At 60.6% G+C, this 11,466-nt stretch carries 14 protein-coding genes and 1 pseudogene; 10 read left to right on the top strand and 5 right to left on the bottom strand.

The window, feature by feature from the left end; all coding sequences use genetic code 11:
* The first annotated feature begins 1 nt into the window (after window position 1).
* From mobA to JCM21793_RS31510, 7 genes and pseudogenes are all read left to right on the top strand, one after another.
* Window positions 2-625 (top strand): molybdenum cofactor guanylyltransferase MobA, encoded by a 624-nt coding sequence (mobA, locus tag JCM21793_RS13485; protein WP_025030717.1) that lies wholly within the window; start codon window positions 2-4, stop codon window positions 623-625.
* Window positions 622-1,140 (top strand): molybdopterin-guanine dinucleotide biosynthesis protein B, encoded by a 519-nt coding sequence (gene mobB / locus JCM21793_RS13480; RefSeq protein ID WP_025030716.1) that lies wholly within the window; start codon window positions 622-624, stop codon window positions 1,138-1,140. The genes mobA and mobB overlap by 4 nt, the downstream gene beginning before the upstream one ends.
* Before the next feature lie 161 nt (window positions 1,141-1,301).
* Window positions 1,302-2,086: pseudogene (locus tag JCM21793_RS25890) on the top strand (ABC transporter substrate-binding protein).
* 163 nt (window positions 2,087-2,249) lie between these two features.
* The gene (locus JCM21793_RS13470; RefSeq protein WP_007008168.1) at window positions 2,250-2,963 is read left to right on the top strand and encodes an ABC transporter permease; all 714 of its coding nucleotides are present in this window, start codon (window positions 2,250-2,252) and stop codon (window positions 2,961-2,963) included.
* A complete protein-coding gene (locus JCM21793_RS13465) occupies window positions 2,960-3,784 on the top strand; it encodes an ABC transporter permease (RefSeq protein ID WP_025030715.1) in 825 nt (274 codons plus the stop codon). Before JCM21793_RS13470 ends, JCM21793_RS13465 begins: the two co-directional genes overlap by 4 nt.
* 36 nt (window positions 3,785-3,820) lie before the next feature.
* A complete protein-coding gene (locus JCM21793_RS13460; RefSeq protein ID WP_025030714.1) occupies window positions 3,821-4,690 on the top strand; it encodes an NAD(P)-dependent oxidoreductase in 870 nt (289 codons plus the stop codon).
* A 9-nt stretch (window positions 4,691-4,699) separates the two neighbouring features.
* Entirely contained in the window at window positions 4,700-5,308 is a 609-nt protein-coding gene (locus JCM21793_RS31510) for a DUF3299 domain-containing protein (RefSeq protein ID WP_081784719.1), read from the top strand.
* Here the strand turns inward: JCM21793_RS31510 and JCM21793_RS13455 are convergent.
* From JCM21793_RS13455 to JCM21793_RS13440, 4 genes are all read right to left on the bottom strand, one after another.
* Window positions 5,263-5,757: an Lrp/AsnC family transcriptional regulator gene (locus JCM21793_RS13455; protein ID WP_025030713.1), complete on the bottom strand. Its 495-nt coding sequence runs from the start codon at window positions 5,755-5,757 to the stop codon at window positions 5,263-5,265. The genes JCM21793_RS31510 and JCM21793_RS13455 overlap by 46 nt on opposite strands.
* 99 nt (window positions 5,758-5,856) lie before the next feature.
* Window positions 5,857-6,483, bottom strand: a complete 627-nt coding sequence (locus JCM21793_RS13450; protein WP_036540355.1) for a uracil-DNA glycosylase family protein — start codon at window positions 6,481-6,483, stop codon at window positions 5,857-5,859.
* Window positions 6,484-6,493: 10 nt separating this feature from the next.
* The gene (locus JCM21793_RS13445) at window positions 6,494-7,105 is read right to left on the bottom strand and encodes a glutathione S-transferase (protein WP_025030711.1); all 612 of its coding nucleotides are present in this window, start codon (window positions 7,103-7,105) and stop codon (window positions 6,494-6,496) included.
* A gap of 7 nt (window positions 7,106-7,112) precedes the next feature.
* Window positions 7,113-7,673 carry a thermonuclease family protein gene (locus tag JCM21793_RS13440; protein WP_007008175.1) on the bottom strand — a complete coding sequence of 187 codons (561 nt, stop codon included), beginning with the start codon at window positions 7,671-7,673 and terminating at the stop codon, window positions 7,113-7,115.
* A gap of 109 nt (window positions 7,674-7,782) precedes the next feature.
* Between JCM21793_RS13440 and JCM21793_RS13435 the strand changes: the two genes are divergently transcribed.
* Complete coding sequence (locus JCM21793_RS13435) at window positions 7,783-9,312, top strand: sensor histidine kinase (protein WP_025030709.1); 1,530 nt, start codon at window positions 7,783-7,785, stop codon at window positions 9,310-9,312.
* 23 nt (window positions 9,313-9,335) lie between these two features.
* Here JCM21793_RS13435 and JCM21793_RS13430 read toward each other — a convergent pair whose 3' ends face one another.
* Entirely contained in the window at window positions 9,336-10,391 is a 1,056-nt protein-coding gene (locus JCM21793_RS13430) for a nicotinate-nucleotide--dimethylbenzimidazole phosphoribosyltransferase (protein WP_081784718.1), read from the bottom strand.
* Between the two features lie 45 nt (window positions 10,392-10,436).
* Here JCM21793_RS13430 and JCM21793_RS13425 point away from each other — a divergent pair, with 45 nt between their 5' ends.
* Together JCM21793_RS13425 and JCM21793_RS13420 are read left to right on the top strand one after the other, a co-directional pair.
* Window positions 10,437-10,670 carry a DUF1289 domain-containing protein gene (locus JCM21793_RS13425; RefSeq protein WP_007008177.1) on the top strand — a complete coding sequence of 78 codons (234 nt, stop codon included), beginning with the start codon at window positions 10,437-10,439 and terminating at the stop codon, window positions 10,668-10,670.
* Window positions 10,671-10,672: 2 nt separating this feature from the next.
* Window positions 10,673-11,374, top strand: coding sequence for a retropepsin-like aspartic protease family protein (locus JCM21793_RS13420; protein ID WP_036540348.1), 702 nt, complete (start codon window positions 10,673-10,675; stop codon window positions 11,372-11,374).
* The last annotated feature ends 92 nt before the right edge of the window (window positions 11,375-11,466 follow it).

The raw sequence follows: 11,466 nt of genomic DNA, 5'->3' as shown, positions 1-11,466 counted from the left end.
GATGAGAAAGGGCATTGTAGGGATAATCCTGGCGGGCGGAACGGCACGCCGCATGGGCGGTGGCGATAAGGGACTGCTGCGCCTCAATGGGAAAACGGTCATCCGATCGGTCATCGACAGGCTCTCGCCACAGGTCGACCGTATTGCCCTCAATGCCAATGGCGACCCTGACAGGTTTGCGACGCTCGGGCTTGAGGTGATCGCCGATCCGGTTCCTGAGCCTGTTGGTCCTCTGGGAGGCGTGCTCGCGGCACTGCAGTGGGTGAGAAGCGCCGTCCCCGAGGCCTCGCATGTTGCAACGGCGGCAGCGGACACCCCCTTCTTTCCTCGCGATCTTGTTGCGCGCCTTGCAGATGCCGCAGGGGCATCTTCGGTTCCGGCCATCGCCAGAACCAGTGGCAGGCTGCATTCTGTCTTCGCCCTCTGGCCTGTTGAACTTGCCGATGATCTCGCCCGGTATCTTGTCGAAGGCGGTAGTCGCCGCGTCACCGCCTATGCGTGCGATCTCCACAACGCTGCCATCGTCGACTTTCCGTGTGCGCCCGGGGACGATCCGTTCTTCAACATCAACACGCCTGACGACCTTGAAAGGGCGCGCGAAAGGCACCGGAGGGAAACACCGTGAAACAACCGGTTTTCGGCATTGTCGGCTGGAAGAACTCGGGCAAGACCACCCTGACGGCAGCCCTTGTGACGGAGTTGACGAAACGCGGCTTCAGGATAGCCACCCTGAAACACGCCCACCATACGTTTGATATTGACCATGAGGGCACGGACTCCTTCCGTCACCGTGCCGCCGGTGCGCAGGAGGTTGCAATCGTTTCAGGCAGACGCTGGGCGGTTATTCATGAGCTGGCGGAGGAGCGGGAGCCTACACTGCAGGAAATGCTCGCACGCCTCTCCCCATGCGATCTGGTGCTGATCGAAGGTTTCAAGCGCGAAAATCACCCGAAACTGGAATGTCGCCGGCAAGACGCCAGGGACCACGGCTTTCTGGCGACGACCGACCCGGGCATCGTGGCGGTGGCGACGGACCACGACACCGAAAGCCAGACCCTGCCGCAATTCGCTCTCGGCGATATCGATGGCATTGCCGACTTCATCATCAGCCATACCGGCATCGGAGGAGAAACGCGCTAAGGCCAGTGCCTGATAGCAGGGGTCCAGGCGCGCGCATTCATTGCATGGGACCAGTCACCTTTAAGGTTGCAATTTGAATCGGATCGGTGGGAGTATCCGGCTTCAAGTTCCGCTCTGGCACGCAGCCGGCAGCGGTAGATAATAAGATGAGAGGAACCAGAATGCGTATTTCAAGGCGTATCGCGCTCGCACTGCCTGCAGCAGCTTTGGCACTGGCAGTGGGCTCCGCCCATGCCCAGGACATGATGAAGCTCAAGATCGGTACCAAGGTGCCTATCCCCCCTTCAACAACCTGACCGCGGACGGTTCTCTTGAAGGTTTTGACGTTGATATCGCCAAGGCACTCTGCGAGGAGATGAAAGCTGAGTGCGAATTCGTGACACAGGACTGGGACGGCATCATTCCGGCCCTTCAGGCTGGCAAGTTCGACGCCATTGTCGCCTCCATGTCGATCACCGAAGACCGCAAGAAGCAGGTCGACTTCACCAACAAATACTACAACACCCCGCCGGCACTCGTCGTGCCGAAAGAGTCTGACATCGCAGGCATCTCGCCGGAGGATCTCGCCGGCAAGGTTATCGGCGCACAGGGTGCAACCACCCACGCGAATTTCGCCGAGACCACCTTTTCCGACAGCGACGTCAAGGTCTATCCGACCGCGGAGGAATACAAGCTCGATATGGTCAACGGACGGCTTGATGCCGTCATCGACGACATCATCGTCCTGCAGGAATTCCTCGACAGTGATGACGGCGCTTGTTGCAAGGTTCTCGGCACGCTTACACCGCGTGAGGATATCTACGGGCCCGGCATCGGCATTGCTGTGCGGCAGGGCGAAGACGAACTTCGTGAGAAGCTGAATGCCGCGATCACGGCAATCCGTGAGAATGGAAAGTACAAGGAAATCAACGACAAGTATTTCTCGTTCGACGTCTACGGCGATTGAGCGCCTTTACGATGTCCTGATTCACACTGCCGCAGGCGGCCGGACCCGGGTGTTCGGCCGCTTGTATTGTATACGGTTCTGGAAATAGCGCCGGAATGAAAAGGAAAATCGCCAATCCGCAAAGGGATGCCGGGTCAGGCGGTTCGGACAGGGATTTTGGGAGATGGAAAGGGTTTGGACCCTTTTGAGTTTTGGCCCGGAAGGCTGGGGCGATGACATCGCCAAGGGCGTTCTTCTGACGGTGTCGCTGGCACTGGCCACATTACCATTGGGACTGGCGATCGGCTTTTTCGTCGCTTTGGGCAAGCGTTCCAGCGACAAGGCACTACGCCTGGCAGCCAACATATACACAACGATTTTCCGTGGACTGCCGGAGCTGTTGACGCTGTTCCTCGTGTTCTACGGTGCACAGATCGGCCTGCAGCAGCTTGTGCGCCTCTTCAATCCGGACGCCAGCATCGAAATCAACGCGTTTGTGGCGGGCATGGTGGCGCTCGGCGCGGTCTTCTCTTCCTACGCAAGCGAAGTGTTTCTCGCTGCGTTTCGGGCAATCCCGCAGGGACAGTATGAGGGCGGTCACGCCATTGGCCTCTCGAACGCGCAGACCATGCGCCTGATCATCCTGCCCCAGCTCATCAGGCTGGCCCTGCCGGGCCTTTCCAATCTCTGGCTGATCCTCCTGAAAGACACCGCGCTCGTCTCCGTGATCGGCCTTGCCGACATACTGCGCCAGACCGGCATTGCCGCGCGCGTCACCAAGGAGGCGTTTCTGTTCTTTGGCATTGCATGCCTGCTCTATCTCGCTTTGGCCATGCTCTCCTCGATCGCCCTTGGCATCATCGAGAACTGGACCAAACGCCATGGAGCGCAGCGATGAGTGCAGATATACAAGCAACCGTTGAGCGCCCGCCCGTCGCCAGACAGGGTTGGACGAGAGCCCGGACAATCGGTGTGATCCTGCTCGCGATCTGGGCAGTCCTCGGGCTTGCCGTCCTCGGCTTCATGATCAACGCCTGGGACCCCGACATCTTCACCCGTTACGCGCCGCGCTATCTGTCCGGCCTTTGGGTCACCATCCAGCTTGTCGCTGTTTCGGTTTTTCTCGGTGCGATCCTTTCCGTGCCTGTCGCGCTTGGGCGTGCATCAAGAAACAGGTTCATTGCCGCCCTTGCCTACGCATATGTCTATTTTTTCCGCGGAACGCCCCTGCTCGCCCAGACATTCCTGGTCTATTACGGCTTGGGCTCTTTCAGACCCGAGCTTCAGGCGGTGGGGCTGTGGACGTTTTTCCGGGAGGCCTGGTACTGTGCCGTCTTCGCCTTCACCCTCAACACCGCCGCCTACCAGGCCGAAATCCTGCGCGGGGCGATCGAGAGCGTCGGCAAGGGCCAATGGGAGGCCGCGTCGGCACTGGGCCTCTCCAGATTCCAGACCGCCCGCAAAATCATCATTCCGCAGGCGCTGATTGTCGCGCTGAGACCCTATGGCAACGAGATCATTCTAATGATCAAGGGTTCTGCCATCGTCGCAATCATCACGGTCTACGACCTGATGGGCGAAACACGGCGCGCCTACGCTCGCACATTCGACTTCCAGACTTACATCTGGGCCGCCATCATCTATCTTGGCATCGTCGAAATCCTGCGCAACACGATAGACTGGATAGAGCGTCGTATCACCAAGCATCTGAAGCGCTGACACTTAGAAAACGCATATCAGGGAGAAAATTTCCGAATGGCAGACGTCGCATTCATCGGGCTCGGGGTCATGGGATATCCGATGGCCGCGCATCTTCAGAACAAGGGCGGGCACAAGGTCACGGTCTATAATCGCACCGCCGCGAAGGCGCAGAGCTGGGTCAAGGAGCATGGCGGCGCGCACGCCCAAACGCCTCGGGAAGCCGCTGCCGGCAAGAACTTTGTCTTCGCCTGCGTCGGCAATGACGATGACCTGCGCTCGGTGACGCTCGGCGAGGACGGCGCCTTCCAGAGCATGAAAGAGGGCGCAGTCTTCATCGACAACACCACCGCTTCCGCTGAAGTGGCACGTGAACTCGCCGAAGAAGCGCGGAAGCGCGACTTCGGCTTCATCGACGCGCCCGTATCCGGCGGTCAGGCCGGCGCCGAAAACGGTATCCTGACGGTCATGTGCGGTGGCGAGGAAGCGGTGTTCGAAAGGGCAAAGCCTGTGATCGAATCCTTCGCCCGGATGGTCGGACTGATGGGCCCGGCCGGTGCCGGGCAACTCACCAAGATGATCAACCAGATCTGCATCGCCGGGCTGGTGCAGGGGCTCGCTGAAGGCATTCACTTCGGCCAGAAGGCCGGGCTCGACATCGAGAAGGTCGTCGACGTGATTTCCAAGGGTGCGGCCGGCTCCTGGCAGATGGAAAACCGTCACAAGACCATGAACCAGGGCACGTATGATTTCGGCTTCGCGGTCGACTGGATGCGCAAGGACCTCGGAATCTGCCTTGCCGAGGCCGACCGCAACGGTGCAAGCTTACCTGTCACCGCTCTGGTGGATCAGTTCTACAAGGATGTCCAGAAGATGGGGGGGCGCCGCTGGGATACGTCCTCCCTGCTCGCCCGCCTGGCAAAATAGGAGCAGACAATGACTGGCCGGTGCGCGGCATTTCTCGCAGCAACCCTCGGCGCGCTCTCTGCACCGGCCCTCATCGCCTCACCCGCCGCCGGTTCCGAAACCGCGCCGCAAGCGGGGTCGGCTCGCCCTGTCGAATGGGCTGCCCTTGCTTCCCCGGACCCAGAAAATCCGCAAAGCCTGGCAGCCAGCAAACTGAGCGGCCAGACGATCAGCCTTTCCGGCTACCTCCTCCCTGCCGACCGCGAGGGCGAACTGGTCTACTCGTTCATGCTGGTGGCGCGCCGAGGCGCCTGCAGCCACATGCAGCAGCCGCCACCCAGCCAGGTCATCCGAGTCGTGCCATCAACCCCTTACCGCCTGAGCTCCAACTACGAGCCGGTGACGATAACCGGCGCACTGCAGCCCGGTCTGGAGAAAACCCAGCTTTTCATTTTGGATGGCGCAGCAGTGATAACGTCCGGCTATACGGTAAGGGGTGCCGGGGTGAGCCCTAACAGAACCTTTCCTGGACTGCAGACACCCTCCCCGGACAATCCATGGCATCGCGTTGTCAACGGCGCGAGATCGTCCAGTCAGCCGCCATTTGTACCGCCGGAATCCTTGTCCAGAACGAGATAGTCGAGCGGCAGCTCGGTCGTGTATTTGATCTGCTCCATTGCGAAGGTGGATGAGACATCGCGGATTTCGATCTTGGCAATCAGCCTCTTGTAGAAGGCGTCATAGGCGGCGATATCCGGCACCACGACGCGCAGCAGATAGTCCACATCGCCGCTCATCCGATAAAACTCGACCACCTCGGGAAACTGCTGGATCACCTCGGAGAAGCGCTTCAGCCATTCATGGCTATGCATGTTCGTGCGGATCGACACGAACACATTGACCCGGGCATTGACCTTTTCCGGATCGAGCACCGCCACACGCCGGCGAATGACGCCTTCTTCCTCCAGCTTCTGGATACGCCTCCAGCAGGGTGTCGTGGACAGACCGACCTTTTTTGCAACATCGGCTACGGCAAGGGTCGAATTTTCCTGCAACAGGCGCAGGATCTTGCGATCAAGGCGATCCATGATGGACTCCGGAGAAAATGATTTCCTAAAATGACAAGAGAAACCCAAACCAACAAGAAATTTTTTGCTCCGCAAATGAGAACCGCGATCAGATATTCCTCATTTATCTGAAAGAAGCCGATGAATTTCCTCACGAAGAACAGGCAACAGATCGCGTTCAAACCAGAGATTCCTTTTCAGCCACCCCGTGTTGCGCCATGAAGGATGCGGCAGTGGCAGAACGCGTGGCTCCAGGTCGAGCGCCAGCAACCGGCGCCAGTCGCGCACCGTCTCGGTGAGGGTTCTGGAACGCTCGCCGCCCAGGTGCCAGGCCTGCGCATACTGGCCAATAACGAGAACAAGTTCGATCTGCGGCATTGCTTCCATCAATTGCGCACGCCAGGCCGGCGCGCACTCCCTGCGCGGCGGCAGATCCCCACCTTTGGCATCGAGCCCGGGAAAGCAGAACCCCATCGGGGCAATGGCGAAACAGGATGGGTCGTAAAATGTCGGGCGATCGACGTCGAGCCAGTCTCGCAGCCGGTCTCCCGACCGGTCATCGAACGGTAGACCGGAAGCGTGAACCCGTGTTCCTGGCGCCTGCCCCGCAATAAGAATCCGTGCGCTGCGCGAGCCAACGACAACCGGCCGCGGCGCGTGTGGCAACGGTCTAACAGCCGGCTCCTCAACACAAATCCGGCACGCACGAATGCGTGTCAGCAGCGTTTCAAGCCGATCATTCTGCACGTCCGTACGCTCAGGCCCTGGCGCTCGGTCGCCCGGCAACCGTGTGATACCAGCGCATAAGGTGATCGAGCCCGTCCGGGACTGTCAGGCGTGCGAGCTTCATGAAATCGATGCTCACAAACCCTGTGATATCGGCAATCGAATAGTCCTCGCCGGCTATGAATGGACGGTCGGCCAGTGCCTCATCGAGATAGGAGAGGAACTCAAGGGCCTTGGGCTTATTGGCTTCACCCCATGCCGCGACTTGCGGCACCTCCCATTCCTTCATGGCCGGATGAAGATGCCGGAAGGCCTGTGCAATGGGATAGAACAGGTGCATCTCCACCCGGCGCTGCCACATTTCCACAGTCGCAACTCCAAGCGCTCCCGTGCCGAAAAGCGCGGGTTCCGGGTGAAGCGCCTCGAAATAGCGGCAGATCGCAACGGTTTCCGTCAGCACCGTGCCGTCGTCCAGTTCCAGAACGGGCAAGCGCTGCAGGGGGTTAAGGCGGGTCAGCGTTTCAGATTTGTGCTCCAGCGCGCCCATGTCCACCGGTTCGATGGGCACTTCAATGCCTTTCTCCGCCAGGAAAATCCGCACGCGCCGCGGATTGGGCGCCCTGCCGCCGTCGTAAAGCTTCATGATCCAATCACCCTTCGCCTGAAAACCACTCCACAAACCTGTCCCAAAGGCGCTTAAGCAGATCGCCATCCGCCGGACGCGGCTCGCCCTGATGTTCAACACGCCAGTCATGCGGGGCCTCGAAACCGCCGGCCCATATGCCGCGCCGTGCCCGGCGCGCTTCTGCCTCGGCCCCGTCGTAAGCGCCATAGGCCAGCGCCCAGCCAGCCGCAACAAGCGCTTCGCCGATATCTTTCCCGTTCACCTTACAGCGGGCCAGAAGACGATCATAGCGGTCGCGCTCATAGCCTTCACACACCACCTCTGCGCCTGCCACTAACCGGCGCAGCGCCCGAAGCGCCTCTCGCCCGCAGGCGTAGTCCTGCCCGTCGCGGGTGCAGCTTTGCTGGAACTCAGGCGCATCGATGCCTTCAAGACGAATACGTTCACCGGCAACCGTCAGTGTATCGCCATCCTGCACTATGACCTGACCGCTTAGCGTCTGGCTGCCAATACGCTGAAGCCGGTCGACCAGAAGCGCTATTCCGCCCAGCAGCAGCAGGGTCAGCAACAGATCCGTCAGACGCATGGACCGGCGGCCGCGTTTCCGCGCGTTTCGGCGGCCTCTCATCTTTTGAAGGGTCTCTTAATCATTCACGAATAGGTTGAGCGGTGAATAGCGGGAATTCAAACGGGTTATGGTGCCGGAAGCGTCAAAATCGGCCGACAAGTTCATTGTGGACCGCACCAAGCCGCATCGCAACAGCAATGTGGGTCTTGCCGTGCGCCGCACGCGCGACCGGCTGTCTCAAAGCCTCGGCCCGCCAGATTTCAACCGCGACATGCTCAAATTGCACGCGCGCGCCATTCTCTCGAACGCCATCAAGCCAGTCCTGCTGATCCTGACGATCAGCCTCGGGGGGGTGTATTTCGGGCTTGATCTGCAGATCACGTGCCTGTGGGCACTCGCCTGCCTTGCCGGTTACCTGCCGCTCTTCTTGCTTGCGCGCCGTCTCGAGGGAATGCCGGAAAACGAAATTGAGGTCACGCGGACACGGCAGTGGCTTTTTGCCGCCCATTTCGCCAGCGGCCTCGGATGGGCCTGTTTCGCGTTTCTGCCTCTTCCCCTCGGCGTGTTGTCAGAACCGCAGATCATGCAGGGTGTCCTTCTGCTTCTCGTCATCGCAGGAACGGCAATCGTGACGGCGACACTAGGTGGCGCTCTGGTTGCGGCTTTCGCACTGCCGGTCTGCCTGTTCGCCTTCAGGGTGAGCAGTGAACCCACAATGGGCACATTGATGATGGGACTGGTCCTGGCTGCATCGCTGCCCTTCCTCGCCTATGTCGCGCACCATCGAAACCGCGCTGCGTTGACCCTTCTCTCATTCCAAAGCGAGAAGAATGCGCTCGTGGGCGAACTGGAAACGGCCAAATCCATGTCGGATGAGGCGCGGCGGCGTGCCGAAGAAGCCAACCTGGCGAAATCTCGGTTTCTTGCGTCGATGAGCCATGAGCTCAGAACCCCCCTAAACGCAATTCTCGGCTTCTCCGAGGTCATGGCCAATCAGGTTCTGGGTCCGCTGGAAAATGCGACCTATCGCGACTACGCCAAGGACATTCACAGTTCCGGCAAGCACCTGCTTAGCCTGATCAACGAGATACTCGACCTCTCGCGCATTGAGGCGGGGCGCTATCGGCTCAATGAGGAGCCGCTGCCACTCGGCGCAATCGTCGAGGACTGCTGCCGCCTCATGGAAATGAAGGCACGCGGCAAGGACATCTCGTTCAGGCTCGATGTGGAGCCAACCCTGCTGCGGCTTTTCGCCGACGAGCGTGCCGTCCGCCAGATCACGCTCAACCTTCTTTCCAACGCCATCAAATTCAGCCCGACAGGGAGCTCCGTGCACATCCGGGTCGGCTGGACGGCCGGAGGCGGACAATACATCGCCATCAAGGACAACGGCCCGGGCATACCGGACGACGAACTTGCCGTGGTTCTCTCGGCATTCGGACAGGGATCCATTGCCATCAAGAGCGCGGAACAGGGCACTGGCCTCGGCCTGCCAATCGTTCAGGGGCTGGCAGCCTTGCACAATGGCGTTTTCGAACTGAACTCCAGGCTGCGTTCCGGGACCGATGCGATTGTTGCCTTCCCGCGTTCACGCGTGATGGAAGAGCTTCCCGCCGTTCCCACCGAGCGCAGGCGCGCATCGGGTGGCGGCACTTGACACCCCCTTCCCGACCCCACGGCTCACCCCATACGCCTGGCGACCTCCGCGACCCCGCCGGCCAACGCGGCGGCTGATTTGAGAAGAGCAGCCGCGACAGCGCCAGCACACCCTGCCTCACCGGAAAACTCCAGCTCAAGGAGTGGCTTAAGCGCAAGCTGTTCGGCTGCCCATATCTCAAGCGGGCTATTCGAACTCGCGAGGACGCAATGAGAAATTGCGTGTGGTGCCAGCCGGTAGAGCACCGCCGCTGCGGCCAAAGCCGGCAACCCGTCGAGAACAACGGGGATGTTCTGCACGCGGGCTGCGAGAATGGCACCCGTGAGCGCTGCAATGTCCCGCCCGCCCAATCGCCGCAGCACCTCGAGCGGATCACTCAGGTGGTCGGCATGGAAGGAAATCGCTTCAGACACGATGTTCCTGTCCGCAGCACCCACCTGTTCCGGCTTCCCATTCAGAAGCGCGAGAAGAATTGCACTTGCGGCAATCGCAGCCTGTGCACCCAAAGCCCCGACACACAGAAGGTCGGCGCCCTCAGCCGTGGCTTCCATGCCGAACGCGATCGTGGCCGCACAGGAGCGTTCGTCCAGAGAGGCACCCCCGCGGATGTCATTCGATGGCAGGTCTAGCGCCAGATCGAACACATTCAGGGAAAGATCGCCTGCGACGCATAGATGCGACACCGCAGCAGCGCCCGCAGCAACCGCATCGACGCGCACGCGCTGCTGAGGAAGCGCATCCCCCGCGAAGCCGTGGGTTGCGGCATAGAGCGCGACGCCGGATTTGCCAATCAGCGGCGGCACCGCCCCGCGGGTACGTGCAAGCCATATGCCGAGCTCCTGCAGACGCCCCAGCGCGGTCCCCGGGTAGCCGGCCCGCGCGAATGCCTGTGTCATCGCTTCAGCCAGGGTGTCGTCAGGCGTTTCGAGTTGGGAAAGCAGGGAGCGGACGTCGTCGAAAGGCATTCCGGAGAAGGACATGAACAATGGTTCCCGATTGGTGTCGGAAACGAGATAGCCACCAAGCGCATCAAGCGCAATGGTATAGCGGCCGCACTGGTGGCTTGCGTCGGCAGGCACAATACCCCATGTCTTGGGGCCAGGGCTAAGAATGCTGGAAGGATCATGGCCGACATCAAATCCCCCTGCATCCTGGTATGCGCGATCGATATGAAGTCGGGCTACTGTTTCGGTTGCGGGCGCACGCGCGACGAAATTGCCGGCTGGCTCACCATGTCGCCACGGGAGCGCGATACCGTCATGGCTGAACTTCCCGCGCGTCTTGAAACCGTGGAGCGCAGACCGCGCCGAGAAACGCGGCGCGCACGCCTTACCCGCCAGCGCGCGGAGGGACAATAGCCATGCGGCTGTTATGGATTTCCATGGCCATACTGGGGAGCGGCCTGATTCTGCTGATCGCCAATCATGATTCCGGCACGGTACTGGGACTTGAGAGCTCCGCCTTCGCCTCGACCCTCTATATGGGGCTCTGGGCTGCCGTTCTGATCGTCGGGATACTGGGCTCGGGCCTGCGGATCGGCGAGATGGCAAGAACGCTCGCCTTTTGGGTTTTTCTGCTTTTGGCTCTGGTGGCCATTTATCAGTACCGCTACGAACTGCAGGATGTAGCAAGCCGCGTTACAGCCGGCCTCATACCGGGCAGCCCGGTGTCGGCAGTGGGTAGCGACGGACGGGCGCAGGTGATGGTGGAGCGTTCCGCCAGCGGCCATTTCGAGGTCGTCGCGGATGTAAACGGTACCGGCCTGCGCATGCTGATTGATACAGGCGCCAGCAGCATCGTTCTGTCGGATGCGGATGCGCGCGCGGCGGGCTTTGATCCTGAAGGATTGCAATTCCGGACACCGGTTGCGACCGCAAATGGCACCGCGTTGGTGGCCCGCGCCCGCACGGCGGAAATTCAGGTGGGATCCATTGTGCGGAGCAATTTGCCGATTTACGTCGCGCAGCCGGGACGCCTTGACCAGAGCCTGCTTGGAATGAGCTTCATCAACACGCTGGCCGGCTTCGAACTTCGCGGCGACCGCATCATTCTTCGGGATTAAGGGTAAGACCGGCACCGGTGGATGAACACCCGGAGCGACGTCCGGGTGTTCATTGGCGCTACTTGTAGACCGCGTCACGAGTTTGCACCGGA

The organism is Nitratireductor aquibiodomus NL21 = JCM 21793, assembly GCF_000615975.1.
Taxonomy (GTDB): Bacteria; Pseudomonadota; Alphaproteobacteria; order Rhizobiales; family Rhizobiaceae; genus Nitratireductor; species Nitratireductor aquibiodomus.
The sequence above is the reverse complement of the archived record's forward strand: the minus strand, read 5'-3'. Positions and strand labels throughout refer to the sequence as shown.

Excerpts from the sequence above, each read along its gene's own strand:
- mobA (WP_025030717.1), top strand. The coding sequence starts at position 2 with ATGAGAAAGGGCATTGTAGGGATAATCCTGGCGGGCGGAACGGCACGC.
- JCM21793_RS13470 (WP_007008168.1), top strand. The coding sequence starts at position 2,250 with ATGGAAAGGGTTTGGACCCTTTTGAGTTTTGGCCCGGAAGGCTGGGGC.
- JCM21793_RS13465 (WP_025030715.1), top strand. The coding sequence starts at position 2,960 with ATGAGTGCAGATATACAAGCAACCGTTGAGCGCCCGCCCGTCGCCAGA.
- JCM21793_RS13460 (WP_025030714.1), top strand. The coding sequence starts at position 3,821 with ATGGCAGACGTCGCATTCATCGGGCTCGGGGTCATGGGATATCCGATG.
- JCM21793_RS31510 (WP_081784719.1), top strand. The coding sequence starts at position 4,700 with ATGACTGGCCGGTGCGCGGCATTTCTCGCAGCAACCCTCGGCGCGCTC.
- JCM21793_RS13455 (WP_025030713.1), bottom strand. The coding sequence starts at position 5,757 with ATGGATCGCCTTGATCGCAAGATCCTGCGCCTGTTGCAGGAAAATTCG.
- JCM21793_RS13445 (WP_025030711.1), bottom strand. The coding sequence starts at position 7,105 with ATGAAGCTTTACGACGGCGGCAGGGCGCCCAATCCGCGGCGCGTGCGG.
- JCM21793_RS13440 (WP_007008175.1), bottom strand. The coding sequence starts at position 7,673 with ATGCGTCTGACGGATCTGTTGCTGACCCTGCTGCTGCTGGGCGGAATA.
- JCM21793_RS13435 (WP_025030709.1), top strand. The coding sequence starts at position 7,783 with ATGGTGCCGGAAGCGTCAAAATCGGCCGACAAGTTCATTGTGGACCGC.
- JCM21793_RS13425 (WP_007008177.1), top strand. The coding sequence starts at position 10,437 with ATGGCCGACATCAAATCCCCCTGCATCCTGGTATGCGCGATCGATATG.
- JCM21793_RS13420 (WP_036540348.1), top strand. The coding sequence starts at position 10,673 with ATGCGGCTGTTATGGATTTCCATGGCCATACTGGGGAGCGGCCTGATT.